The following is a 25,014-nucleotide window of genomic DNA, read 5'->3' as shown; positions in this document are numbered from 1 at the left end:
TGTGCCGCCAGGAGCGCTGTGCAATGAGTAATCAATAGCGTTGCCGACGTTGATCGGGCACCATCTGCCCACCGCGTAATACCCTGGACCCTGAGCCTTTATTGGCCGGGGCAGGACGCCGCTGCATTCTTTCGCCACTTAAACTTCCAATGGGTCCTCAAACAACATGGCAAACCCGGACGCCCTGAATCAGCAGCGAGCTTCTACTCGTCTGCTGCAACCGACCGTCAAGTCCCACCTGGCCTACACGCTGCTTTGCGCCCTGGTCATGATGGTGATGCTCTCCCTGCTGCGCCTGGGACTGTTGGTATACAACAGCGACATGATGCTCGACACCCCGGCCTCGACCTTCCTTGAAGCGTTCGTCAATGGCCTGCGCCTGGACTTGCGCCTGGTGGTGTACCTGAGCATCCCGCTGATCCTGGCCCTGTTCAGCGTGCGCGCCATGGCCGCCCGTGGGTTCTTCCGGTTGTGGCTGACCGTGGTCTCCAGCATCGCGCTGTTCCTTGGCCTGATGGAGATGGACTTCTACCGCGAGTTCCACCAGCGCCTTAACGGCCTGGTCTTCCAGTACGTCAAGGAAGACCCGAAAACCGTGATGAGCATGCTCTGGTACGGTTTCCCGGTGGTGCGCTACCTGCTGGGCTGGGCCGTCGGTACCTTTATCCTGAGCATCGCCTTCAAGGGCGCCGACCGTGCGACGCGCCCCCGTGGCCCGTTCAGCGGTGGCACTGTCGGCACCCGCCAGGTCGCGCCGTGGTACAGCCGCATCGCGGTGTTCGTGGTGTGCCTGCTGATTGCCGTGGTCGCCGCGCGTGGCACCCTGCGTCAGGGTCCGCCACTGCGTTGGGGTGACGTGTACACCACCGACTCGAACTTCGCCAACCACCTGGGCCTCAACGGTACGTTGTCGCTGATCGGTGCAGCCAAGGCGCGCTTCTCCGAGCACCGTGAGAACGTCTGGAAAGCCACCCTGGAGCAGCCGCTGGCGACCCAGACCGTGCGTGACATGCTGGTGCTGCCTGACGAAAAACTGGTGGATACCGACACTGCCGCCGTGCGCCGTGACTTCACGCCGCCGGCCGAGAAGACCCTGCCGATCAAGAACGTCGTGGTGATCCTGATGGAAAGCTTCGCCGGTCACTCGGTGGGCGCCCTGGGCAGTGGCGGCAAAATCACGCCGTACTTCGACGAGTTGACCAAGGAAGGCCTGCTGTTCGACCGTTTCTTCTCCAATGGCACCCATACCCACCAGGGCATGTTCGCCACCATGGCCTGCTTCCCGAACCTGCCAGGCTTCGAATACCTGATGCAGACCCCGGAAGGCAGCCACAAGCTGTCGGGCTTACCGCAGTTGCTCAGCGCCCGTGATTTTGACGACGTGTATGTCTACAACGGCGACTTCGCCTGGGACAACCAGTCGGGCTTCTTCAGCAACCAGGGCATGACCAACTTCATTGGCCGCAATGACTTCGTCGACCCGGTGTTCTCCGATCCGACCTGGGGCGTGTCCGACCAGGACATGTTCGACCGGGGCCTGCAGGAGCTGAAGGCGCGCGAAGGCGGCAAGCCGTTCTACGCCCTGCTGCAAACCCTGTCCAACCACACGCCGTACGCCTTGCCGACGCCGTTGCCGGTCGAGCCGGTGACTGATCGTGGCCGTCTCAACGAGCATTTGACGGCCATGCGCTACTCCGACTGGGCCCTGGGCCAGTTCTTCGAGAAGGCCCGTAAGGAGCCGTACTTCAAGGACACCCTGTTTGTGATCGTCGGCGACCATGGTTTCGGTAACGAGCAACAGATCACCGAAATGGACCTTGGGCGCTTCAACGTGCCGCTGCTGCTGATCGCACCGGGCGTGCAGGACAAGTTCGGCGTGCGTGACCACACCGTGGGCACGCAGATCGACATCGTGCCGACCATCATGGGCCGCCTGGGCGGTGAAACCCGCCACCAGTGCTGGGGCCGCGACCTGCTCAACTTGCCGGAAGGCGACAAGGGCTTTGGCGTGATCAAGCCCTCGGGCAGCGACCAGACCGTGGCGTTGCTCACTGCCGACCGTGTGTTGGTACTGCCCAAGGAAATGCCACCGAAACTGTGGCAATACGAACTGGGCGCCAACCCGACCGGCAAGGTAATTCCCGAGTCGGCGGATGAGGCGCAACTCAAGCAGAAACTTGAGTCGTTCCTGCAAACCGCGACCAAGAGCCTGCTGGATAACACCGCAGGCGTGGTAGACGGCAAGCCGGACTAATCGCCCGGCAATAAAAAAGAGGCCTTCTTCAAGGCCTCTTTTTTTTGCATCTTTTTTAACGCTGGGGGGTTATATCTTGCCCAGCAACAACAGAATCAACAGCACCACCAGCACCGTACCGAGAATACCCGACGGCCCATAACCCCAGTTACGCGAGTGCGGGAATACCGGCAGGCCGCCGACCAGCAGGAGGATCAGAACAATGATAAGAATGAGGCTCATAGTTTGTTTTCCTTATTCGTCTTCTGAAAAGACCTGATTGTTAATTGTCAGAGCCGCACCTTTAAAACGGCCGCCTTAATCAATCCGACTCCTGCACTTTGCAGAAAATTCCCTGTTTTTTTAATCCGATTTGGCCGCTGGCTTATTTCGTTTTTAATTGTTGTGTTGTTGCGCACTTAGTTTAAAAAGATTGAACTTACCCCACGCCCCGGCATCCGACCGGGCCTTTGGTTTGCCCCGGGCATTCAGCAACTTGATGGTGCATGGGGCGGTGAATAACCTTCGCTACACTGGCGCGTACTTCTTCCCTGAATCACAAGGCTACTTCCTATGCAAAATCGCATGATGATCACTGGCGCCGGATCCGGCCTGGGTCGCGAAATCGCTCTGCGCTGGGCCCGCGAGGGCTGGCAGCTGGCCTTGTCGGATGTCAGCGAGCCGGGCTTGCAGGAAACCCTCGCGCGGGTACGCCAGGCCGGTGGCGACGGGTTTATCCAGCGCTGTGACGTGCGTGACTACAGCCAGCTCACCGCCTTTGCCCAGGCCTGCGAGGTCAAGCTGGGCGGCATCGACGTGATCGTCAACAACGCCGGGGTCGCCTCCGGTGGGTTCTTCAGCGAGCTGTCCCTGGAGGATTGGGACTGGCAGATCGCAATCAACCTGATGGGGGTGGTCAAGGGCTGCAAGGCCTTCCTGCCGCTGCTGGAAAAGAGCAAGGGCCGGATCATCAACATCGCCTCTATGGCGGCCCTGATGCAAGGCCCGGCCATGAGTAACTACAACGTGGCCAAGGCCGGTGTGGTGGCGCTTTCGGAAAGCCTGCTGGTGGAGCTCAAGCAGCAGGAAGTCGGGGTGCACGTGGTGTGCCCGTCGTTCTTCCAGACCAACCTGCTGGACTCGTTCCGCGGCCCCACCCCGGCGATGAAGGCCCAGGTCGGCAAACTGCTGGAAAGCTCGCCGATCAGTGCGGCAGACATTGCCGATTACATCTACCAGCGTGTGGCCGCCGGTGAGTTCATGATCCTGCCCCACGAACAGGGACGCATGGCCTGGGCGCTGAAACAGAAAAACCCGCAATTGCTGTATGACGAGATGACCAGCATGTCGGAAAAAATGCGCGCCAAGGCTCAGTCGGTCAAAGGCTGAGGGGTATAAACAATACGTTTATATTTTTGCGCTCCTACTGGGCTGTTTGATATTCGTCTGTCAGTAAATCCAACCCTGGGTTGTAGGGCGGATCTGTTTATCTGGCAGGTCATTGATGGCTCGTAGAGGAGGGCGCATGGTCGCGGTCCGGTAACTTTCCAAAGGACACACGCCATGCTGGTACTTAGCCGCGCGGTAGGCGAAATCATTTCCATCGGCGATCACATCACCCTGCGGATCCTGGAGGTCAACAGCCTCCAGGTGAAACTCGGTGTGCAAGCGCCCGCAGGGGTCAATGTGCACCGGGCGGAGGTCTACGAAAAGATCCGCCGCCTGCAGGGGCAGGCGGTGGCGGTGCCCAATCCTTAGTCGAACAGGTGCTTGGGCACGTCGTGCTTGAGCATCAACTGGCACTGCTCGCTTTCAGGGTCGAAAACAATCAGCGCCTGACCCTTGGTCAACGCCTGGCGCACGCGCAGTACCCGGGTTTCCAGGGGCGTGTCGTCGCCGTTGTCGGTGCCGTCGCGGGTCACGAAGTCTTCAATGAGGCGGGTCAGGGTGTCGACTTCAAGTGCATCGTAGGGAATCAGCATACAAGCCTCAAATGGTGGATCCCGGCGATCCTACTGTGCCGGGATCATAGTTGCCAGCCTCAGGATTTCTGTCCGACCAGGCTGTCCACCGAGGGCACGCGGGTGTCGCTCTCCATTTGTGTTTCATGTTCCAGTTGATGACTGAAGCGGTCCAGGGAGCCCTGGGCCGGTTGCGCATCGCTGGCAAATACCGGCGGGCTGAGGATGTAGGCGCCCAGCAGGCGGCTCAAGGCCGCCAGGCTGTCGATATGGGTGCGTTCGTAACCATGGGTCGCATCGCAGCCAAATGCGAGCAACGCGGTGCGGATATCGTGGCCGGCGGTGACCGCCGAGTGCGCGTCGCTGAAGTAATAGCGAAACAGGTCACGGCGTACCGGCAGGTCGTTTTCCGCCGCCAGGTGCAGCAGGTGCCGGGACAGGTGATAGTCGTAAGGGCCGCCGGAGTCCTGCATCGCCACGCTCACTGCATGTTCGCTGGAGTGCTGGCCGGGGGCGACCGGGGCAATGTCGATGCCGACGAATTCGCTGACATCCCAGGGTAGGGCCGCCGCCGCGCCGCTGCCGGTTTCTTCGGTGATGGTGAACAGCGGATGACAGTCGATCAGCAACGGTTCGCCACTGTCGACGATGGCCTTGAGCGCCGCCAGCAAGGCCGCGACCCCGGCTTTGTCGTCCAGGTGGCGGGCGCTGATATGGCCGCTTTCGGTGAATTCCGGCAGCGGGTCGAACGCCACGAAGTCACCGACGCTGATCCCCAGGGAGTCGCAATCGGCGCGGGTGGCGCAGTAGGCGTCCAGGCGCAGTTCGATATGGTCCCAACTGATCGGCATTTCATCCACGGCGGTGTTGAAGGCATGCCCGGAGGCCATCAGCGGCAGCACGCTGCCACGGATCACGCCATTATCGGTGAACAGGCTGACGCGGCTGCCTTCGGCAAAGCGGCTGGACCAGCAACCCACCGGGGCCAGGGTCAGGCGGCCATTGTCCTTGATCGCCCGTACGGCAGCGCCAATGGTGTCCAGGTGCGCGGAAACCGCACGGTCCGGGCTGTTTTTCTGGCCCTTGAGGGTGGCGCGGATCGTACCGCGCCGGGTCATTTCAAACGGGATGCCCAGTTCTTCCAGGCGTTCGGCGACGTAGCGCACGATGGTGTCGGTAAACCCGGTGGGGCTGGGGATGGCGAGCATTTCCAGCAGCACTTTTTGCAGGTAGTTGAGATCCGGTTCGGGGATGGTTCGGGTCATGGAAACTCCTGATGAGTTGAGGGCATCGATGGTTTCGATGAGGGGCTTGGGGATTTGTTGGCCGGGCTGGCCTCATCGCAGGCAAGCCAGCTCACACAGCAACCTGTGGGAGCGGGCTTGCCCGCGATGAGGCCCGTCCAGTCAGCTCATGTCTCAAGCCGTGGTTTGACTGTGGGGGAACAACAAATCCACAAACCGTTCTGCCGTGGGCTGTGGTTCATGGTTGGCCAGGCCGGCCCGTTCGTTGGCTTCGATAAATACGTACTCCGGCTGGTCAGCGGCCGGCACCATCAAGTCCAGGCCGACCACCGGAATATCCAGGGCACGTGCCGCACGCACGGCAGCATCCACCAGCGTCGGATGCAGAATCGCCGTGACATCTTCCAGGCAGCCCCCAGTGTGCAGGTTGGCAGTGCGCCGTACCGCCAGCACTTCACCCGAAGGCAGGATGCTGTCGTAGTCATATCCTGCCGCCTTCAGGGTGCGCAGGGTTTCGTCATCCATCGGGATCTTGCTCTCGCCGTCTGTGGCCGCCTGGCGGCGCCGGCTCTGCACTTCGATCAAGGCGCCGACGCTGTGCTTGCCATCGCCGATCACCTGCGCCGGGCGTCGGATCGCGGCAGCTACTACTTCAAAACCAATCACCAGGATGCGCAGGTCCAGGCCCTCGTGGAAACTCTCCAGCAAAACCCGAGAGTCGAACTGGCGCGCCGCTTCGATGGCGCCTTGCACTTCTTCGATGGTCTGCAAGTCCACGGCCACGCCCTGGCCCTGTTCTCCGTCCAGCGGCTTGACCACGATGCGCTGGTGTTCGTCGAGAAACTCCAGGTTGTCGTCGGCGCTGGCTGCCAGTTGTTGCGCTGGCAATTTCAAGCCGGCGGCGCTCAAGACCTTGTGGGTCAGGCTCTTGTCCTGGCACAGGCTCATGCTGATCGCACTGGTCAGGTCGCTCAATGACTCACGGCAGCGCACCCGGCGCCCGCCATGGCTGAGGGTGAACAGCCCGGCTGCGGCATCGTCCACCTGCACATCAATACCGCGCCGGTGCGCCTCTTCGACAATGATTCGTGCATAGGGATTGAACCCCGCCTGCGGCCCCGGCCCAAGGAACAGCGGCTGGTTGATACCGTTCTTGCGCTTGATGGCAAAGGTGGTGAGGGCGCGAAAACCGAGCTTGGCGTACAGGCTCTTGGCCTGGCGATTGTCGTGCAGCACCGACAGGTCCAGGTAACTAAGGCCCCGGCTCATAAAGTGCTCGATCAGGTGGCGCACCAGCACTTCGCCGACGCCGGGCCGCGAGCATTGCGGGTCGACGGCCAGGCACCAGAGGCTGCTGCCGTGTTCCGGGTCATGGAAGGCTTTATGGTGATTGAGGCCCATGACGCTGCCGATTATCGCGCCGCTGTCTTCATCCTCGGCCAGCCAGTACACCGGGCCGCCTTGATGGCGCGGGGTCAACAGGTTGGCATCCACCGGCAACATGCCGCGCCCCTGGTACAGGCGATTGACTGCCTGCCAGTCGGCTTCGCTCTGTACCCGGCGAATGCGAAAGCCACGGAACACCCGGGTGGCCGGCCGGTAGTCGGTGAACCACAGGCGCAAGGTATCGGAGGGGTCGAGGAACAACTGTTGCGGATCAATCCCGAGGATCTGCTGGGGCGCGGCCACATACAGGGCGATATCCCGTTCCCCGGGCTGCTCGTTGAGCAGCTCCAGGGCCAGGCTCGCCGGGTCGGGGAAGGTATGGCCAATCAATAAGCGGCCCCATCCGCAATGCACGGCGATGGGCTGGTCACTGGGTTCGCTGCCGTCTTCGGCCAGGCGCGCTTGCAGGCGCTCGTAGGACGGCGCCTGGCCGCGCAGCAGGCGTTGGCTGTAGGCCGTGGCGTGAGGTTTCATCAATCAGATTCCTTGTTCGCTGAGCCACAGGTTCAGCGCCGCCAATTGCCACAGCTTGGAGCCGCGCAGCGGGGTCAATTGCCCTTGGGGGTCAGTGAGCAGACGGTCGAGCATCGCCGGGTTGAACAGACCACGATCCTGGCTCGGGTCCAGCAACAGGTCACGCACCCAGTTCAGGGTGTCGCCCTGCAAATGCTTGAGGCCGGGCACCGGGAAGTAGCCTTTCTTACGGTCGATCACCGCACTGGGGATCACCCGACGCGCAGCTTCCTTGAGCACTTGCTTGCCACCGTCCGGCAGCTTGAATTGGCCCGGCACCCGCGCCGACAACTCCACCAGGCGGTAGTCGAGAAACGGCGTGCGCGCTTCCAGGCCCCAGGCCATGGTCATGTTATCCACACGCTTGACCGGGTCGTCCACCAGCATCACCGTGCTGTCCAGGCGCAGGGCCTTATCCACAGCCGCCTCGGCGCCGGGCTGGGCGAAATGCTCGCGCACAAAGTCGCCGGCGGCGTCATTGGCGGTCAGCCATTGCGGGGCGACGGTGGCCGCGTAGTCGTCGTAGCTGCGGTCGAAGAAGGCCTCGCGATAGGCCGCATACGGGTCACTGGCGCCGTCCACTTGCGGGTACCAGTGGTAACCGGCGAACAGCTCATCGGCGCCCTGGCCGCTTTGCACCACCTTGCAATGCTTGGCCACTTCCCGCGACAGCAAATAGAAGGCAATGCAGTCATGGCTGACCATCGGCTCGCTCATGGCGCGGAACGCGGCCGGCAGTTGCTCGATGATTTCGCTTTCGGCGATACGCAGTTGGTGGTGCCGAGTGCCGTAGTGCTTGGCGATCAGGTCGGAGTACTGGAACTCATCGCCACGCTCGCCGCCGGCATCTTCAAAGCCGATGGAGAAGGTCGACAGATCCTGTACGCCGACTTCGCGCAACAGGCCCACCAGCATGCTCGAATCCACACCGCCCGACAGCAGCACGCCGACATCCACCGCCGCGCGTTGGCGAATCGCCACGGCTTCGCGGGTGCTGTCGAGCACGCGGTCGGTCCAGTCTTCCAGGGTCAGGTGTTTTTCATCGTCATGGGGGCCGTAGGGCAGGGTCCACCAGGTTTTCTGCTCGGTCTTGCCATTGGCCTCGATCCGCATCCAGGTGGCCGGCGGCAGCTTTTCGATGCCCGCCAACAAGGTGCGCGGTGCCGGCACCACGGCGTGGAAATTCAGGTAGTGATTGAGCGCAACCGGGTCGAGGATCGGGTTGATATCGCCGCCCTTGAGCAACGCCGGCAACGCCGAGGCAAAGCGCAAGCGCTGGCCGGTGCGCGACAGGTACAACGGCTTGACGCCCAGGCGGTCGCGGGCGATGAACAGGCGCTGGCTGTCGCGCTCCCAGATGGCAAAGGCAAACATGCCGTTGAGCTTGGGCAGCAAGGCTTCGCCCCAGGCGTGGTAGCCCTTGAGCAGCACTTCGGTGTCGCCGCCGGAATAGAAGGCGTAGCCCAGGGCTTCAAGCTCGGTGCGCAGTTCCGGGAAGTTGTAGATCGCGCCGTTGAACGCCAGGGACAGGCCCAGTTGCGCGTCGACCATCGGTTGGGCCGAGCCGTCCGACAGGTCCATGATTTTCAGGCGACGATGGCCCAGGGCAATCGGCCCTTGGGCATGGAAGCCCCACGCGTCAGGTCCGCGTGGTGCCAGGTGATGGGTGATTCGCTCCACCGCTGCCAGGTCGGCAGGTTGATGATCGAAACGCAGTTCTCCAGCTAATCCGCACATAAAGTCCTTACCGGTTTTTCCGTTGGGGAGGGGGCAAAAGGCACGCGCCAAAACGGCGGGTACCCAAGGACTGACCCGAGGCTATACCTGGAGTTTTAGATCAATAAGTTATATGGCAAACGGCCGCTCCCCCGCGCACGCCGTTCCGCGGCCCGTGGGGCGCGGGGCAAAGTGGAGGTAATTAGGTCTGGCTCAGATGCAAATAGTGGCGCGTTTCCAAGGGCAACCCCCCAGCTATTTGAACCCTTCTGCGGTGCAGGGGAGCTTATGGTGATGGGTCATGTTCAACGCGATTAAGGACCGTTGCGAATGACGCAAACAGCAAAGCTGAGCCAGGCTGTGCAGCCTGTGACCTCGGACGAATTGATGAAGGCGCTGCTGGACAGCACCGGCGACCTGGATAAAGCGCAGGTCTTGCATGACACGTTGCCCGCCTGGCTGGTCAAGGCCGACCCCCAGGCACTCCAGGCCATAGAGCAGGCGTATGCCGACAGCGAGCGGCCCAAGGCAAACCTGCAACGGCTGCTGAGCCGTCTGGCCCCCCTGGACACGTTCTGTGCCGAACGCCTCACGGCGTTTCTGGCCGCAAAAGGCCACACCCAGCTGGATATCGAGAACGACTCGCTGGAGCTCCCCAGGCGTACCTTCAGGGGAGTCAATCCGGACCTGGGCGGCATGCTGGTGCAGACCGTTACCCTGGAGAAACACAGCCTGCTGCAAGCGGCGATGCAGAATTTTTCCCAGGCCGGGGCCGAACCGGGAGGCATACCGATCAATGCCGTGGTCCGCGTTGGGGCTAAGCGCAGGGTTGCGCAAGATATCAGCGCCCAGACATTTATCGGCTACTGCCGCGAGCTGAATCTGGGGGAGGCCTATCAAACCCATGTGCGCGAGGTGTTCAACCTGACGGACCCGGACGGCGGCTATAGCCCGGCGGTGAGGACGATGGGTCAGTCCCGGTGCATGGATATGCTGATCGACCTGCAGATCGCCTATGCCAAAGGCGATATTGATCAACCGACCCGTGAGCTGTTGCTGGGCCTGGTCAAGGCGGACATGCCCGCCAGCAGCACCCGGCAACTGTGGTTCAACAACCAACCGCTGACCTGGCAAGGCTTGAACATCGACGGGGCGTGCCTGTGGGGCGTGCTGGTGTTTTCCGGCGCCTCCCCCGAGGGGTTTTCCAACGGCCCGATCGTGGTGTACATGCCCAATGAGCCCGTGCGGCCGTGGTACCGCTACGTGTCTCTGGAGCAGTTCAAGCTTTACCTCAGCCTCAAGCTCCACGTGAGTCGTTATCGACACTTCTTCATGGGCTACCTGGACGAGTCCGAGCGTTTCGGTTTTTTTCAGCGGTTGGAGCAGTACAACCTCCTAGTGCGCGTAGAACCGCTACCTGTAACGGATAATTTTTCGACGTTCTTTTTTAATGCCGGTGTCGGCAAAATCCAGCTTGATGCCCGTGTGCTCGCCGTTCCCAATGCCCAGGCCGATGACGACGCACGCCGCCAGCGCACCCAGGATTACCTGGATGCGGGCTTGACGGTACTCAACGTCGCCGCGTTTGTGGTGCCGGTACTGGGCCAGTTGATGACGGGCGTGGCGGTCGGGCAACTGCTTGGGGAAGTGTTCGAAGGGGTGGATGACTGGGTACACCAGGACAAACTCGGTGCCCTTCGGCACCTGACGAACATTGCTGAGAACCTCGCGGCCATGGCGTTGTTCGCGGCGGGTGCAAAAGTGGCCGGCCGGCTCTGGAGAACCACGCCGCCGGCTTCGGGGTTTTACGAACGGTTCGAGGCGGTGCGCATGCCGGATAGAACCACGCGCTTGTGGCGCAGCCGCACCGAGCCGTACCGCCACACCGTTTCGCTCGAAGGGACGGTTGCCAGTCCCCGTGGGGTCTACCAGGCTCACGGCCAGTCCTACGTCAATGTCGACGGTTCGACCTACTCGGTTGTCTTTGACTCCGGTACCGGCCGCTGGCGGGCCCGACATCCGCAGCGTGATTCAGCGTATCGACCGCCCCTGGTCCACAACTACCAGGGCGGTTGGCAGTTCTCGTTCGAACAACCGCAAGAATGGCAGAACCCGGACTATGTCCTGGGCCGACTGGACCCCAGCCTCGGTACCCTTCCAGCCGGGCATCTACGGGATATCGCCGCCATCACTGACGCGACCTTGCCCCGCCTGCAGCAAATAGCCAGGCAAAACCTGCCATTGCCGGAGCGCTTGCGCGAACGTGCGCTGCGCTTCAGGCAGAATCAGGAGGTTCGCGACCTGATCTGGCAGATGGAGCATCAGGCACCGCTCGACGCGGCGACTACGCGTGTGCAGATGCTGGCCCTGCCGCTGATGGAAGGCTGGCCCCAGGGGCGGTTTTTCGAACTGCTGGACGAGCAGGGGTACCTGCTGGAGCGTCACCCCGACACCGCGCCTTTCGACTACGAAGACCTGAGCATCCACATCACCACGGGGCATCTGAAACACGGGCAAGTCCTGTCCAGCCTACTGGAGGCCCTCGACCCCCAGGAGACCACGCGCCTGCTCGGCGGCACCTTCCCTCCAGAAGAGGCGCAAGAGGTGCTGGCGCGGCGGCTGACCGCTTCACTCAAGGACAATCACCAGGCGGTTTACGAAAGGCTGCGTGCCGATGTCGACTTCCCCGACCAGACCGATCACGGCGTGCTCAAGCATCGCTATCCGCAACTGCCCATTCGGCTTGCCTGGGAAATCATGACCCAGGCCTCCACGGCCGAGCGTTGGCGGCTGCGCGATACCGGGCGGGTGCCTTTGCGGATCGCCCAATGGGTGCGGGAGACCCTGGAAATACTTAACGAAGACGATGCCCTGAGCGGTCTGTACCTGCCGGAACTGGCCACCGACGCCACTCGGCGTATAGCGCTGGGGTTACTGCCGCGGGTTCCGGGCTGGCCCGAAGATGTGTTGCTGCAAATACGCCAGGAGAGCTTGGACGGTAGTGTCATGGGGCAGGTGGGCAACGCATCTGCCGCCACCACTCGCACGCTGGTCCAGTCGAACCTGGGGTGGCGCGCCTACAACGGACAAGGTGCGCCGCTGGGGCCGATGGCCGAGGGCCCGGAGGGGTTCTATGAGGCGTTGCTTAACAGTTTGCCCCCCGCTGAGCTCGACCAGCTGCAGTTGCCCGCGAGCGGCAGGGCCAGCCATTTGCGCAATAGCCTGATTGGCAAGGCCCAGGATGAGCGGCGCCGGATTAGCCGTTATCTATGGCCGGAACGGCCGGTGCCCGAAGATCCGCCTGTGTCGTGCGTGCAAGCAATGCCCGTGGAGCCGCCGCGACAGCCCGCCGGCCTGGTGCGCAAGGTCCGCAAGCTCTACCCCCTGTTTGATGAGCGGCGCATAGCGACCTTTTTGCAGGACTTGGGTCACGATCCGCTGTCCCGGGCCAACGCCGTGCGTGCTCTCGAGCAGCAATATGAAGCACTGCATCGAACGCTCAAGGTGTGGGCCAGGGAGGGGGGCGGGCAGGGGCGCTCGGACGTTGCCCTGCGGGACTACCGCCTGGCCCGTCACCAGGCCGTCCAGCTCATCGAGCGCAGTTGGCAATATGCCTCGCTGATCCCGGATGAGTCCCATCGGCAAGTCCCGAATCTTTCCCTCGATGGCATGGTGATCGGGGCATTGCCGACCCTGCCGCCCGAAGTCCAGTTCGAGCATGTTCGCCAGTTGTCGTTAAGGAACATGGGGCTCAACGATGATGTTGGTTACTTCCTCAAGCATTTCAAAGGTTTGAATACTCTGGAGTTGACGGACAACCAGGTGACACGACTGCCGGAAGTGCTGCAGCAGATGAAGCACCTTCGTCGGCTGTACCTGGCCAATAACCAACTGCAACTGACGGAATATACGCGTACCAAACTCGGTGACCTGCGAGGGTTGACGGTATTGGACCTGAGCAACAACCCCCTGGTAGACCCGCCGCTGGTCAGCAACATGTTTGAGTTGCGTCACCTGGTCTTGCGCAATTGCCGGCTTCAGCGCTTGCCCTCCGGCTTTATGCGTCTGCCTTATCTGGAGCACCTGGACCTGCGGGAAAATGATCTCGCCACCTTGCCGCAGTGGTTGTTCGAGGTGCCACGCCAGCATGCTGAAATCATCAACCTGCGCCATAACCCGCTGGACTCCCCCAGCCGCCTGCTGTTGCAGAACTACCGGGACACCCTTGGCGTGGGCATGGGCTTCATGGAGGACGATATCGCCCGGCTCAATGAGCAGACCGCCCGGGACTTATGGTTGGGGGATGAGCGCATGGCGCGCTACGCCGAGCGGGTCGAGACCTGGACGGGACTCAAGGATGAGCTGGGCTCCGACGCTCTGTTCAAGCTGCTGGCCGGCCTGGGCAGTGTCGCAGATACCTCCCACGTGCAGGAGGACATGGGCCGCCGGGTCTGGCGCGTGCTGGACGCCGCGGCGATGGATACCCGGCTGCGCGAAGAGATCTTTGAACGGGCGGCCACGCCCCTGAACTGTGATGATGCTGCTGCAGTGAGTTTCAGTAATCTGGAAGTGCTGGTTGAAATCCACCAGGCTTCGCAGCAGGTGGCGGGCGGTCAGGTCACGGCCAAGCCGCTCTTGAGGCTGGCCAAGGGGTTGTTTCGCCTCGACCGACTGGAGCATATGGCCCGCAGCCATAGCGCCGAGCACCCGATGCTGGATCCGCTGGAGGTCAGCCTGGCTTATCGCACCGGGTTGGCCGGGCGCTTTCATCTGCCCGGGCAACCCCGCCATATGCGCTATGCCAGTCTCGGTGGGGTGACCGAGCATATGCTGACGCTCGCTGAAATGCAGTTGAAGATGGCTGAGCTTTCTCCGCAGTTGTTGAAGTATGTGGTAAAGCTGCCGTTTTGGAGCAGTTATCTGCGGCGCATCCATAGCGGTTCATTCGACACCCTGAACCGGCCCTTCGGTGAGCGCGTCGAGGCGGTGTGGGCGCAGCGAGAGACGCTGGCTGACGCCGACTACCGGAGTCAGATGAGCCAGATACAGGATGAGCAGGAAAAGGCGGAGCTCGCCGAGCTTGAACGCCTGACCCATGAGGCGTTGAAACTCGACGACCTGGGCTCCTGCGAGTTAACGCCGGCCGTTTGAGGGAGTGCTCACTGAGGTTTTTTCGTCACGTTGCTGCGAATTAACGCGCGTAGGGCGAAGCGACTCGGATGACAGGCCTCGGCGACACTGCGGGGCAGGGGCAGCGGTTCGTTGTCCAGCCACGCGGCCAACAGTTCGGCGCACAGGGGAGCGGTGATCAGGCCCCGTGAGCCGTGGCCGCTGTTGACGTACAGGCCGTCCAGCCATGGGCAGGCGATGTCCGGCGTATGCCGGGCGTCCTTGCGCAGGGTGTCATAGGCCTGGGCAAACGCCTGGGGATCGACCAGCGGCCCGACAATCGGCAGATAGTCCGGGCTGGTGCAACGAAACGCGGCGCGCCCCTCCAGGGTATGTGGGGACAGGCTGTCGGCGCGCAGGCGCTGGGCCAGGTCCGGGGAAATCTCCTGCAGCAGCGCCAGGTTACCGGCATGCTCGGCAGCGGTCGGCGCCAGGTCATCACTCTTGAAATCAAAGCTGGCGCCCAGGGTGTGTTCGCCCAGGCGGACCGGCGCGACATACCCTTCGGCACAGACCACCGTGGCCAGCGCCTGGCTGTCGGTGGTCTGCGGCAACCGGGTGATTTGCCCGCGAATACGTTTAAGGGGCAGCTCGGCACTGGCGGCAAAACGCTTGACCTCGGCCGCCCCGGCCAGCACCACCACGGGAGCGCTGGCCAGCAACCTGTCACCGTCCCAGGCCTGCCATTGCTCGTCTACCTTGCGCAGTTCCAGGGCTTCATGCAGCACGTGCACGGTGATGCCCGGCTGGCGTGCCTGCCACTGGCAGAGGGCGGGCGGATGCACCCAGCCACCCTCGGGGAAAAACAGCCCGCCATACGCCAGGCCGACCCCGGCCCGGGCCTGGGCCTGATCCCTGTCCAGCAGGTGCAGCAAGTCCGGAGCAAATGCCTGGGCCAATTGGGCCTGGCGTTCGGCCTCCTTGGCGTTGAACGCCAGTTGCAGCACGCCACAAGCGTCCCAATCCACCCCTCGTTGCAGGTGTTCCAGCAGGCGCCGGGTATGCCCGAAGCCGCTGACAATCATCTGCGACAAGGCGGTGCCGTGGGCTGACAGCTTGAGGTAGAGCACCCCTTGCGGATTACCCGAGGCCTCCTGGGCCAGGCCTTCATGGCGCTCCAGCAGGCTCACCTGCCAGCCCCGTGCGGCCAGGCTCGCAGCACTGGTACAGCCGGCCATGCCGCCGCCGATCACCAGGGCTCGGCGCTCACCCTTGAGGGCCGTCGGCCTGGCGAACCAGGGCTTGATCGGGGCCGGTAGCGGCGCGTCGGCCGGCCAACCGAGAAACTCGCCGCGCAGGATTTCCCACTTGTGACCGATGCCCGGTGTGCGCTTCATCTTGAACCCGGCACTGTTGAGCAGGCGCCGTACCCAGCCGGTGCTGGTAAAGGTGCTGATGGTCGAGCCCGGGGCCGCCAGCCGTGCCAGCTCGGCGAACAGTTCGGCGGTCCACATGTCGGGGTTTTTCGCCGGGGCAAAACCGTCGAGAAACCAGGCGTCGATCTGCGCATCCAGTTGCGGCAGTTGCTCCAGGGCATCGCCGATCAGCAGGGTCAGCGTCACGCGCCCGTTCGCCAGGATCAGGCGCTGGAAGCCCTGATGAATGGCGACGTACTGCGCCAGCAATTGGTCAGCCAATGGCTTGAGCGCGGGCCAGAGGGCGAGGGCGCGTTGCAGGTCGGCGTGGCGCAGCGGGTACTTTTCCACGCTGACAAAATGCAGGCGCGCGCCCGGTACCGCGTGCTGCTCAAACAGCTGCCAGGCACACAGGAAGTTCAGCCCGGTGCCAAACCCCGTTTCCCCGATTACCAGGCGCCCGCCCACGGGCAGCGCGGCAAACCGCTCCTGCAGGCGGTTCTGCTCGAGGAACACGTAGCGGGTTTCATCCAGGCCCGACTTGTCGGAGAAATACACGTCGTCGAACACCCGCGAGCGTGGGCGTCCCTGGTCGTCCCAGTCGAGCTGGGCATTGGGCTGTACGGGGTTCATGGGCAACTCGGCAAAGACAAGGCGGCCATTCTAGTCGATCACGGGGGGCAGGGTTGAAACGGGTGTTAGCCGGCTACTTCATACATGGAAAAACTCCCGGCGATAGCCCCCGATTCGATCAACAATCAGCGTTAATCCGGCGGGTTGGCACAGGGTATCGTTAGGCGTTCAACCCTAGGCAATAAGGGACATTGCTGATGTCGGTACAGGACGATTTAACCCACACGTTCACGCAGTTGACGCAGCACCAGTTGCAAGCCGCCTTGCTCGAAATGACCGGCGATCTGGCCAAGGCCGAGGTCCTGCAAAAGCGCCTGCCGGGCTGGATGATCAATGCCCCGCAAGGTGTGCTGGAGGCATTGGAAGCTGATGGCGCGAGGGCTGAAGAGGCGCGCGCGGCGGTCGCGGATCGCTTGCGGTCGTTGCGCCCGCTGGATGAGTTCTGCAATGAGCAGTTGAAGGCTTACTGCCAGGCACAGTGGCAGGTTACGGTGGAGCCGAAAAAGGATCTGTTTGTGCGCGCAGTCTATGCCTATGAGACAGATGTGTTGCCGTTGGAGTACGTGAGGTCGGTCACGCTGGAACAACAGAGCTTGTTGCACATGGCGCTGCAGAACTTTTCTGCGGATGAAGCGCGTGCGCAAGCTTATCCCGGCGAATCACAGCTGCAGTCGGCGGGCGCTGCGCGGGGGATGATCGCCGTTGCGCCCCATGAATTCGCCCAAGGTTGCAGGGCCCTGGACCTTGGCCGCTTGTACCAGCGGCACATCAGCGAGGTGTTCCAGCTCGACACCGACGAGCAGCCCGGTCAATTGATCCACGGCAAGTGGCGTGGAATTGCTTGCCCGCCGTGCTGCCCAATCCGCTAGTCTTGATCCATCTTGGAAGGGAGTCGCCCATGTTTGAATCCGCCGAAATTGGTCACGCCGTCGATAAGGACACTTACGACGCAGAAGTCCCGGCCTTGCGTGAGGCCTTGCTGGAAGCGCAGTTCGAGTTGCACCAGCAGGGACGCTTCCCGGTGATCGTGCTGATCAATGGCATCGAAGGCGCCGGCAAGGGCGAAACCGTCAAGCTGCTCAATGAATGGATGGATCCGCGCCTGATCGAGGTGCGCACCTTCGACCAGCAGACCGACGAAGAACTGGCCCGCCCGCCGGCCTGGCGCTACTGGCGACAACTGCCGGCCAAGGGGCGCATGGGCGTGTTCTTCGGCAACTGGTACAGCCAGATGCTGCAGGCGCGGGTCCATGGCCAGATCAAGGACGCACGCCTGGACCAGGCCATTGCCGGGGCCGAGCGCCTGGAGCAGATGCTGTGCGATGAAGGGGCGCTGATCTTCAAGTTCTGGTTCCACCTCTCCAAGAAACAAATGAAGGCGCGGCTCAAGGCCCTGCAGGACGACCCGCTGCACAGCTGGCGTATCAGCCCGCTGGACTGGCAGCAGTCCGAGACCTACGACAAGTTCGTGCATTTCGGCGAGCGCGTGCTGCGCCGCACCAGCCGTGACTATGCACCCTGGCATGTGATCGAAGGTGTGGATGCCAACTACCGCGGGCTGACCGTGGCCAGGATCCTTCTGGAGGGCCTGCAAAATGCCCTGAAGCTGTCCAAGGCCAGGGCCAGCGGCATCCATCCGGCGCCCTTGCCATCCTCGGTGGACCAGATGAGTCTGCTGGACAGCCTGGACATGACCCAGCGCCTGGAAAAGGACGACTACGAAGAGCAACTGATTACCGAACAGGCGCGGCTCTCGGGCCTGATGCGCGACAAACGCATGCGCAAACACGCGCTGGTCACGGTTTTTGAAGGTAACGACGCGGCGGGCAAGGGCGGGGCGATCCGCCGCGTGGCGGCGGCACTGGACCCGCGCCAGTACCGCATCGTGCCGATTGCCGCGCCCACCGAAGACGAGCGCGCCCAGCCATACTTGTGGCGGTTCTGGCGGCAGATCCCGGCGCGGGGCATGTTTACCGTGTTTGACCGCTCCTGGTATGGCCGGGTGCTGGTGGAGCGGGTCGAAGGCTTTTGCACCACGGCCGACTGGATGCGCGCCTACGCCGAGATCAATGATTTCGAGGAGCAATTGCGCGACGCCGGGGTGATCGTGGTCAAGTTCTGGCTGGCGATTGATAAACAGACCCAGCTGGAGCGTTTTCAGGCCCGGGAAGAGATCCCGTTCAAACGCTTCAAAATCACCGAAGACGACTGGCGCAACCGCGACAAGTGGGATGTCTACCGGGCCGCGGTGGGCGACATGGTGGACCGCACCAGCACCGAGATCGCGCCCTGGACCCTGGTGGAGGCCAACGACAAGCGCTGGGCACGGGTCAAGGTGCTGCGCACCATCAACCTGGCGCTGGAAGAGGCGTTCGCCAAGTCCGACAAGCACGACAAAAAGAAGAAGCACAAATAGCGCCATGCTTTTGCATACGCCAGGTGAATGATCGTCGCGATCGCCAGGCCCTGGATCTATCCTCGATCTGTCTCCCAATAACGACAAGATCGAGGTAGCCCATGCGTGAAGTAGTGATCGTCGACAGCGTGCGAACCGGCCTGGCCAAGTCCTTTCGCGGCAAGTTCAACCAGACCCGTCCTGATGACATGGCCGCGCATTGCGTCAACGCCTTGCTGGCACGCAGTGGCATCGACCCGGCCAGTGTCGAGGATTGCATTGTCGGCGCCGGCTCCAACGAAGGCGCCCAGGGCTACAACATCGGCCGCAACGTGGCAGTGCTGTCGCGCCTGGGCACCGGCACCGCCGGCATGACCCTCAACCGTTTCTGTTCATCGGGGCTGCAGGCGATTGCCATCGCGGCCAACCAGATCGCCTCGGGGTGCAGCGACATCATTGTCGCCGGCGGTGTCGAGTCCATCAGTCTGACCATGAAGAGCGTGAATACCGACAACCTGATCAACCCATTGCTCAAGGAGCAGGTGCCGGGCATCTACTTCCCCATGGGCCAGACCGCCGAAATAGTTGCCCGCCGCTATAACGTCAGCCGCGAAGAGCAGGACCTGTACGCCCTGCAAAGCCAGCAGCGCACCGCCCAGGCCCAGGCCGAGGGGCTGTTCGACGATGAAATCGTGGCCATGGCGGTCAAGTACAAGGTCGAGGACAAGCACTCCGGCGAGGTGCAGATCCTCGACGGCGTGGTCGATCGCGACGACTGCAACCGCCCGGACACCACCCTGGCCAGCCTGAGTGGGCTCAAGCCGGTGTTTGCCGAGGATGGTTCGGTGACGGCAGGTAACTCATCGCAACTGTCCGACGGCGCGTCGATGACCCTGGTGATGAGCCTGGAAAAAGCCCTGGAACTGGGGCTCAAGCCCAAGGCGTTTTTCCGTGGCTTTACCGTGGCCGGCTGCGAGCCGGACGAGATGGGCATCGGCCCGGTGTTCTCGGTGCCCAAATTGCTCAAGGCCCGTGGCCTGCAAGTGGCGGACATCGACCTGTGGGAGCTCAACGAGGCGTTTGCGTCCCAGTGCCTGTATGCGCGCAATCGTCTGGAGATCGACAATGCCAGGTACAACGTCAACGGCGGTTCGATCTCCATTGGTCACCCGTTCGGCATGACCGGGTCACGGCAGGTCGGGCACCTGGTGCGGGAGCTGCAACGGCGCAATTTGCGTTATGGCATCGTCACCATGTGCGTGGGCGGCGGGATGGGAGCAACCGGGCTGTTTGAAGCTGTGCGCTGATCTGGCCCTGGGGGCCCAATTATTAAATGCAGCTTCGTGCTCTGGCTCTGCTGTTGTTGCTCTGCTTTTGATCTGGCTTTTGATCTTGATCTTAGGCGCCCCGTTAAACCACGATGGCCGCAGGCAGGCATTGCGCAGTGGGCACCCCGGCATGGATGCCGGGGTAGCCGCGACACGGCCATGGATGGCCGATCGCGGCGGGCCCACGGAGCAATGCCTGACTGCGGGCATGCCGAGCCTAGGCGAGGCACCGAGTGGTGGGGCAGGAGCCCTTTTGGTTACTTTTGGCTGGGCCGGCACTCCGGGCTCTTTTCCAAAAGTGACCCGCTGTAAGAGCGGAACCAATAGCGGCCGTGACCGCAGCAATGGATATGTACACATACCCAGAGGATAGCTGTGTAGATACCCATGCTGCGATAGCGTCACCGCGATGCAACTGATGTACCGAGGTGCTTGCATCGCAGGCAAGCCAGCTCCCACACAAGCCAGCTCCCACAGTTGATTTGCGGTATGCCTGATAAAAAACTTCGCCAAGGTCCACCCACATCCCCCTAGAATGCGGCTTCCTCTACCTCTGGCTCTTGGGGCACTCATGCACATCTCTTCCGGCCGCTGGGTCTACGGTTTATCCCTGACCCTGCTGACCGCGCTGCTCTGGGGCATTCTGCCGATCAAGCTCAAACAGGTGCTGCAGGTGATGGACCCGATCACCGTGACCTGGTTTCGCCTGATGGTGTCCGGCAGTTGCCTGTTCGTTTATCTGGCCGCCGTCAAGCGTCTGCCCAGCCCGAAAGTCTTGGGCAAGCGCGGTGGCTGGCTGGTGGCGATGGCGGTGTGTGGGCTGCTGGGCAACTACGTGCTCTATCTGGTGGGGCTGAAGATGTTGAGCCCCGGCACGGCGCAACTGGTGGTGCAGATGGGGCCGATCTTTTTGATGATCGCCAGTGTGTTTCTGTTCAAGGAGCGTTTCAGCCTGGGGCAGGGGGTAGGCCTGTTGGTGCTGATCATCGGCTTTGCACTGTTCTTCAACCAGCGCCTGGCGGAGCTGCTGACATCCCTGGGCACTTACACCGCCGGGGTGCTGACGATTCTCCTGGCGACCACCATCTGGGTGTTCTACGCCCTGGGCCAGAAGCAATTGTTGACGGTGTGGAATTCACTGCAGGTGATGATGGTGATTTACCTGTCTTGCGCATTTCTCCTGTTGCCCTGGGTACATCCCATGGAGGCGCTGCAACTGAGCCCATTGCAAGGCTGGCTGTTGCTGGCGTGCTGTTTCAATACGCTGATTGCCTATGGCGCCTTTGCCGAAGCCTTGGCTCACTGGGAAGCGTCGCGGGTCAGTGCGACGTTGGCGATTACACCACTGGTGACCTTTGTGGCGGTGGCGATTGCCGCCTGGTTGTGGCCTGACTATGTGCATGCCGAGCAGATCAATGGCCTGGGTTACGGCGGTGCGGTGCTGGTGGTATTGGGGTCGGCGTCGGTGGCGTTGGCGCCGTCCTTGATCGCCGGGCTCAAGGCCCGGCGCGCAAGGTTGGCCCACCTTTAGGTCAATGCCCGGCTTCGAGCATATTCTCCGGGCGTACCCACTGGTCGAATTCGGCATCGGTGAGGTAGTCCAGCTCCAGCGCTGCTTCACGTAGCGTCAGCCCTTCGGCATAGGCTTTCTTGGCAATCTGCGCCGACTTGTCATAGCCGATATGCGGGTTCAGCGCGGTCACCAGCATCAAACCCCGTTCCAGGTGCGCGGCCATTTGCTCGGCGTCGGGCTCAAGGCCCGCGATGCAATGTTCCTGGAAGTTGCGGCAGCCATCGGCCAGCAAGCGGATCGACTTCAGCAGGTTGTGGATAATCACCGGCTTGTACACGTTCAACTGCAAATGCCCTTGGCTGGCGGCAATGCCGATGGTCACGTCGTTGCCCAGCACCTGGCACGCCAGCATCGACAGCGCCTCGCACTGGGTCGGGTTGACCTTGCCGGGCATGATCGAACTGCCCGGCTCATTGGCCGGCAGGCGCACTTCGGCCAGCCCAGCGCGTGGCCCCGAGCCCAGCAGGCGCAGGTCGTTGGCGATTTTCATCAAGGCCACGGCCAGGGTTTTCAGGGCGCCGGACAGGGTGGTCAGCGGCTCATGGCCCGACAATGCGGCGAACTTGTTGGGCGCGGTGACAAACGGCAGCCCGGACAACGCAGCGATTTCTGCGGCAATCGCCTCGCCAAAGCCATGGGGCGAGTTCAGGCCGGTGCCTACCGCCGTGCCGCCCTGGGCCAGCTCGCACACGGCGGGCAGGGCGCTGCGAATGGCGCGCTCGGCATAGTCCAGTTGGGCGATGAACGCGGAGACTTCCTGGCCGAAGGTGATCGGCGTGGCGTCCATCATATGGGTGCGGCCGGTCTTGACCAGCTTCATATGGCGCGCCGACAACTCCGCCAGCCCGCCAGACAGCTCGCGCAACGCCGGCAGCAACTGCTCGTGCACCGCCTGTACGGTGGCGATGCTCATGGCGGTGGGGAAGCAGTCGTTGGAGCTCTGGGAGCGGTTGACGTGATCGTTGGGGTGTACCGGGCTCTTGCCGCCACGGGGCCCGCCCGACAGCTCGTTGGCGCGGCCGGCGAGCACTTCGTTGGCGTTCATATTGCTCTGGGTGCCACTGCCGGTCTGCCAGACCACCAAGGGGAACTGGTCGTCGTGCTGGCCGTCGAGCACTTCGTCGGCGGCCTGTTCGATCAGCCGGGCAATATCGGCGGGCAGGTCGCCATTGCGGTCGTTGACCCGCGCCGCCGCTTTCTTGATCAGGACCAGGGCGTGCAGGACCGCCAGTGGCATGCGTTGTTCGCCGATGGCGAAATTGACCAGTGAACGCTGGGTCTGTGCGCCCCAGTAAGCGTCATCCGGGACTTGTACTTCGCCCAGGCTGTCGGTTTCGATACGGCTCATCGCAGGGACTCTCCTTGTAGTCGGTTTGCGCAGTTTAGGCCCTGGGGGGGCGTTTGGGTTCCATAAAAGCCATTTCATCGGCCAAACCCCCGCAAAACCAGGCGCTGTAAGGCGTGGGGTTGAGTGCCAGCGTTTTTTAGGCGCAGAATGGTCGCCCTTGGGGTATTACCTCGCCTGCTAGAAAGGAAACTCGATGACTCGTCTTCGTGCCATCTGTACCGCGGTTGCTCTGGTCTGTGCCAGCGGCCAGGTTCTTGCCGATACCGCCAGCCACAACGCCAGTGCCGAAGCCTTCCTGACCCTGGCTCACGCGGACAAGCTGGGCACCCCGGTGTACATGCAAGTGCAGCAAATGTTCGCCCAGCGTTTCGAGCAGACCAAGGCGCCTGCCGCCAAGCAAACCGTGCTCGACACCTACCAGGCCAAGGCCAACGCCGCCCTGGACCAGGCCATTGGCTGGAACAAGCTCAAGCCGGACATGGTCAAGCTGTACACCAGCAACTTCAGCGAGTCCGAACTCAAAGACCTGGTTGCCTTCTACAAGTCGCCACTGGGCAAGAAAGTCCTGGAGAAAATGCCGCAACTGACCCAGCAATCGGCCCAGTTGACCCAGGCCAAGCTGGAAAGCGCGGTACCTGTCGTGAACAAGCTGTTGGAAGACATGACCAACGAACTGACCCCCAAAGCCGCACCCGCCAAGAAGAAGTAAGCAATGACCATGCAGCAGCGTATCGAATCGGCACTTGCCGCCCTGAGCCCGGAACACCTGAGTGTGCTGGACGAAAGCCATATGCACAGCCGTGGATTGCAGACGCATTTCAAGGCCGTGCTGGTCAGCCAGCAGTTCGAGGGGCTCAACCGCGTCAAGCGCCACCAGAAGGTCTACGCCACGTTGGGCGACCTGATGAGCGAGTTCCATGCGCTGGCGCTGCATACCTACACGCCTGAAGAATGGGCAAAAACCGACGCAGCCCCGGCCTCGCCGACCTGCGCTGGCGGTAGCAAACACTGATATCCGGCTGCTACAAGGGCCTATGTTTTGCTAGAATCCGCAACGCGCCGCTCAGTCGGCGCGTTTTTTTTGCATCCGGTTCACCCTTTACGAGGGTAGCCACCTGGAGAGAACACCCATGACACACCCCATCGTCGTGGCGGCACTGTATAAGTTCGTCACCCTCGAAGATTACGTCGCCCTGCGTGAGCCCCTGTTGCAGGCCATGGTCGACAACGGCATCAAGGGCACCTTGCTGATCGCCGAAGAAGGCATCAACGGCACCGTTTCCGGTAGCCGCGAAGGCATTGATGGCCTGATGGCCTGGTTGAAGAACGACCCACGCATGGTCGATATCGACCACAAAGAGTCGTACTGCGATGAGCAGCCGTTCTACCGCACCAAGGTCAAGCTGAAAAAAGAGATCGTGACCCTGGGCGTCGAAGGCGTCGACCCGAACAAGAAAGTCGGTACCTACGTTGATCCACAAGACTGGAACGCGTTGATCAGCGATCCAGAAGTGCTGTTGATCGACACCCGTAACGACTATGAAGTGTCGATCGGCACCTTTGAGGGCGCAATCGACCCGAAAACCACGAGTTTTCGCGAATTTCCTGACTATATCAAAGCCAACTTCGATCCGGCCAAGCACAAGAAAGTCGCGATGTTCTGCACCGGCGGAATTCGTTGTGAAAAGGCCTCGAGCTACATGCTCAGCGAAGGCTTTGACGAGGTGTATCACCTCAAGGGCGGCATCCTCAAATACCTCGAAGAGGTGCCCCAGGCAGAGACCAAATGGCAGGGCGACTGCTTTGTCTTCGATAACCGCGTGACCGTGCGCCACGATTTGAGCGAAGGTGACTACGATCAATGTCATGCCTGCCGTACACCGGTTAGCGTAGAGGACCGCGCATCCGAGCACTACGTGGCCGGCATCAGTTGCCCGCACTGCTGGGATAAGCTGTCCGAGAAGACCCGTCGCAGTGCGATCGACCGCCAGAAGCAGATCGAGCTGGCCAAGGCCCGCAATATGCCGCACCCGATTGGTTATAACTACAAGCAATCATCCACCGAGGCTTGAACCATGTCTGCGCGCCTGCTCTATGTAA

At 62.1% G+C, this 25,014-nt stretch carries 18 protein-coding genes; 11 read left to right on the top strand and 7 right to left on the bottom strand.

Annotated features, from left to right (window positions below; translation table 11 throughout):
• The first annotated feature begins 166 nt into the window (after positions 1-166).
• Positions 167-2,254, top strand: a complete 2,088-nt coding sequence (locus PSFL_RS27875) for an LTA synthase family protein (protein ID WP_115127810.1) — start codon at positions 167-169, stop codon at positions 2,252-2,254.
• A 69-nt stretch (positions 2,255-2,323) separates the two neighbouring features.
• Here the strand turns inward: PSFL_RS27875 and PSFL_RS27870 are convergent, their stop codons facing one another.
• Positions 2,324-2,476 (bottom strand): DUF3309 family protein, encoded by a 153-nt coding sequence (locus PSFL_RS27870; RefSeq protein ID WP_032863216.1) that lies wholly within the window; start codon positions 2,474-2,476, stop codon positions 2,324-2,326.
• 330 nt (positions 2,477-2,806) lie between these two features.
• Here PSFL_RS27870 and PSFL_RS27865 point away from each other — a divergent pair, with 330 nt between their 5' ends.
• Together PSFL_RS27865 and csrA are read left to right on the top strand one after the other, a co-directional pair.
• Positions 2,807-3,622, top strand: coding sequence for an SDR family oxidoreductase (locus PSFL_RS27865; protein ID WP_057440755.1), 816 nt, complete (start codon positions 2,807-2,809; stop codon positions 3,620-3,622).
• A 174-nt stretch (positions 3,623-3,796) separates the two neighbouring features.
• On the top strand, positions 3,797-3,991 hold the full coding sequence (csrA, locus tag PSFL_RS27860) for a carbon storage regulator CsrA (RefSeq protein ID WP_057440758.1): 195 nt from the start codon (positions 3,797-3,799) through the stop codon (positions 3,989-3,991).
• Here csrA and PSFL_RS27855 read toward each other — a convergent pair.
• The 4 genes from PSFL_RS27855 to PSFL_RS27840 form a co-directional block, all read right to left on the bottom strand.
• Positions 3,988-4,215, bottom strand: coding sequence for a YheU family protein (locus tag PSFL_RS27855; protein WP_003192759.1), 228 nt, complete (start codon positions 4,213-4,215; stop codon positions 3,988-3,990). The two genes, csrA and PSFL_RS27855, sit on opposite strands and share 4 nt — an antisense overlap.
• Before the next feature lie 59 nt (positions 4,216-4,274).
• Positions 4,275-5,459 carry an osmoprotectant NAGGN system M42 family peptidase gene (locus PSFL_RS27850; RefSeq protein WP_115127811.1) on the bottom strand — a complete coding sequence of 395 codons (1,185 nt, stop codon included), beginning with the start codon at positions 5,457-5,459 and terminating at the stop codon, positions 4,275-4,277.
• A 153-nt stretch (positions 5,460-5,612) separates the two neighbouring features.
• The gene (gene ngg / locus PSFL_RS27845; RefSeq protein ID WP_115127812.1) at positions 5,613-7,358 is read right to left on the bottom strand and encodes an N-acetylglutaminylglutamine synthetase; all 1,746 of its coding nucleotides are present in this window, start codon (positions 7,356-7,358) and stop codon (positions 5,613-5,615) included.
• 3 nt (positions 7,359-7,361) lie between these two features.
• Positions 7,362-9,134, bottom strand: coding sequence for an N-acetylglutaminylglutamine amidotransferase (locus PSFL_RS27840; RefSeq protein WP_115127813.1), 1,773 nt, complete (start codon positions 9,132-9,134; stop codon positions 7,362-7,364).
• Positions 9,135-9,443: 309 nt separating this feature from the next.
• On the opposite strand from PSFL_RS27840, the gene PSFL_RS27835 reads away from it, so the two are divergent.
• Positions 9,444-14,264: an NEL-type E3 ubiquitin ligase domain-containing protein gene (locus PSFL_RS27835; protein WP_397470696.1), complete on the top strand. Its 4,821-nt coding sequence runs from the start codon at positions 9,444-9,446 to the stop codon at positions 14,262-14,264.
• Positions 14,265-14,272: 8 nt separating this feature from the next.
• Here PSFL_RS27835 and mnmC read toward each other — a convergent pair whose 3' ends face one another.
• The gene (gene mnmC / locus PSFL_RS27830; protein ID WP_170045056.1) at positions 14,273-16,270 is read right to left on the bottom strand and encodes a bifunctional tRNA (5-methylaminomethyl-2-thiouridine)(34)-methyltransferase MnmD/FAD-dependent 5-carboxymethylaminomethyl-2-thiouridine(34) oxidoreductase MnmC; all 1,998 of its coding nucleotides are present in this window, start codon (positions 16,268-16,270) and stop codon (positions 14,273-14,275) included.
• Positions 16,271-16,467: 197 nt separating this feature from the next.
• On the opposite strand from mnmC, the gene PSFL_RS27825 reads away from it, so the two are divergent.
• The 4 genes from PSFL_RS27825 (at position 16,468) to PSFL_RS27810 (ending at position 21,524) form a co-directional block, all read left to right on the top strand.
• A complete protein-coding gene (locus tag PSFL_RS27825; protein ID WP_397470695.1) occupies positions 16,468-17,139 on the top strand; it encodes a dermonecrotic toxin domain-containing protein in 672 nt (223 codons plus the stop codon).
• Between the two features lie 29 nt (positions 17,140-17,168).
• Complete coding sequence (pap, locus tag PSFL_RS27820) at positions 17,169-18,686, top strand: polyphosphate:AMP phosphotransferase (protein WP_057958886.1); 1,518 nt, start codon at positions 17,169-17,171, stop codon at positions 18,684-18,686.
• 101 nt (positions 18,687-18,787) lie between these two features.
• Positions 18,788-19,972 (top strand): thiolase family protein, encoded by a 1,185-nt coding sequence (locus PSFL_RS27815; RefSeq protein WP_169961211.1) that lies wholly within the window; start codon positions 18,788-18,790, stop codon positions 19,970-19,972.
• Positions 19,973-20,564: 592 nt separating this feature from the next.
• A complete protein-coding gene (locus PSFL_RS27810; RefSeq protein ID WP_057958888.1) occupies positions 20,565-21,524 on the top strand; it encodes a DMT family transporter in 960 nt (319 codons plus the stop codon).
• A gap of 1 nt (position 21,525) precedes the next feature.
• On the opposite strand, the gene PSFL_RS27805 is transcribed toward PSFL_RS27810, so the two are convergent.
• Entirely contained in the window at positions 21,526-22,914 is a 1,389-nt protein-coding gene (locus PSFL_RS27805) for a class II fumarate hydratase (protein ID WP_397470694.1), read from the bottom strand.
• A 193-nt stretch (positions 22,915-23,107) separates the two neighbouring features.
• Between PSFL_RS27805 and PSFL_RS27800 the strand changes: the two genes are divergently transcribed.
• The 3 genes from PSFL_RS27800 to PSFL_RS27790 all read left to right on the top strand — a co-directional run bounded on the left by PSFL_RS27800 (position 23,108) and on the right by PSFL_RS27790 (position 24,986).
• Positions 23,108-23,623 (top strand): DUF2059 domain-containing protein, encoded by a 516-nt coding sequence (locus tag PSFL_RS27800; protein ID WP_115127820.1) that lies wholly within the window; start codon positions 23,108-23,110, stop codon positions 23,621-23,623.
• 3 nt (positions 23,624-23,626) lie between these two features.
• Positions 23,627-23,926, top strand: a complete 300-nt coding sequence (locus tag PSFL_RS27795) for a BolA family transcriptional regulator (RefSeq protein WP_115127821.1) — start codon at positions 23,627-23,629, stop codon at positions 23,924-23,926.
• A gap of 118 nt (positions 23,927-24,044) precedes the next feature.
• A complete protein-coding gene (locus tag PSFL_RS27790) occupies positions 24,045-24,986 on the top strand; it encodes a rhodanese-related sulfurtransferase (protein WP_057440777.1) in 942 nt (313 codons plus the stop codon).
• Positions 24,987-25,014: the final 28 nt, after the last annotated feature.

This window comes from Pseudomonas sp. DD1 (assembly GCF_044510355.1).
GTDB classification, from domain to species: domain Bacteria; phylum Pseudomonadota; class Gammaproteobacteria; order Pseudomonadales; family Pseudomonadaceae; genus Aquipseudomonas; species Aquipseudomonas shahriarae.
Note: the sequence above shows the minus strand (reverse complement) of the source record. Positions and strands in the feature narration are given on the sequence as shown.

Bases quoted from the DNA above. Each gene is read 5' to 3' on its own strand.
- PSFL_RS27810 (WP_057958888.1), top strand. From the start codon at position 20,565: ATGCACATCTCTTCCGGCCGCTGGGTCTACGGTTTATCCCTGACCCTG.
- ngg (WP_115127812.1), bottom strand. From the start codon at position 7,358: ATGAAACCTCACGCCACGGCCTACAGCCAACGCCTGCTGCGCGGCCAG.
- csrA (WP_057440758.1), top strand. From the start codon at position 3,797: ATGCTGGTACTTAGCCGCGCGGTAGGCGAAATCATTTCCATCGGCGAT.
- mnmC (WP_170045056.1), bottom strand. From the start codon at position 16,270: ATGAACCCCGTACAGCCCAATGCCCAGCTCGACTGGGACGACCAGGGA.
- PSFL_RS27815 (WP_169961211.1), top strand. From the start codon at position 18,788: ATGCGTGAAGTAGTGATCGTCGACAGCGTGCGAACCGGCCTGGCCAAG.
- PSFL_RS27875 (WP_115127810.1), top strand. From the start codon at position 167: ATGGCAAACCCGGACGCCCTGAATCAGCAGCGAGCTTCTACTCGTCTG.
- PSFL_RS27825 (WP_397470695.1), top strand. From the start codon at position 16,468: ATGTCGGTACAGGACGATTTAACCCACACGTTCACGCAGTTGACGCAG.
- PSFL_RS27865 (WP_057440755.1), top strand. From the start codon at position 2,807: ATGCAAAATCGCATGATGATCACTGGCGCCGGATCCGGCCTGGGTCGC.
- PSFL_RS27835 (WP_397470696.1), top strand. From the start codon at position 9,444: ATGACGCAAACAGCAAAGCTGAGCCAGGCTGTGCAGCCTGTGACCTCG.
- PSFL_RS27800 (WP_115127820.1), top strand. From the start codon at position 23,108: ATGACTCGTCTTCGTGCCATCTGTACCGCGGTTGCTCTGGTCTGTGCC.
- PSFL_RS27870 (WP_032863216.1), bottom strand. From the start codon at position 2,476: ATGAGCCTCATTCTTATCATTGTTCTGATCCTCCTGCTGGTCGGCGGC.
- PSFL_RS27805 (WP_397470694.1), bottom strand. From the start codon at position 22,914: ATGAGCCGTATCGAAACCGACAGCCTGGGCGAAGTACAAGTCCCGGAT.
- PSFL_RS27850 (WP_115127811.1), bottom strand. From the start codon at position 5,459: ATGACCCGAACCATCCCCGAACCGGATCTCAACTACCTGCAAAAAGTG.
- PSFL_RS27840 (WP_115127813.1), bottom strand. From the start codon at position 9,134: ATGTGCGGATTAGCTGGAGAACTGCGTTTCGATCATCAACCTGCCGAC.
- PSFL_RS27855 (WP_003192759.1), bottom strand. From the start codon at position 4,215: ATGCTGATTCCCTACGATGCACTTGAAGTCGACACCCTGACCCGCCTC.
- pap (WP_057958886.1), top strand. From the start codon at position 17,169: ATGTTTGAATCCGCCGAAATTGGTCACGCCGTCGATAAGGACACTTAC.
- PSFL_RS27790 (WP_057440777.1), top strand. From the start codon at position 24,045: ATGACACACCCCATCGTCGTGGCGGCACTGTATAAGTTCGTCACCCTC.
- PSFL_RS27795 (WP_115127821.1), top strand. From the start codon at position 23,627: ATGACCATGCAGCAGCGTATCGAATCGGCACTTGCCGCCCTGAGCCCG.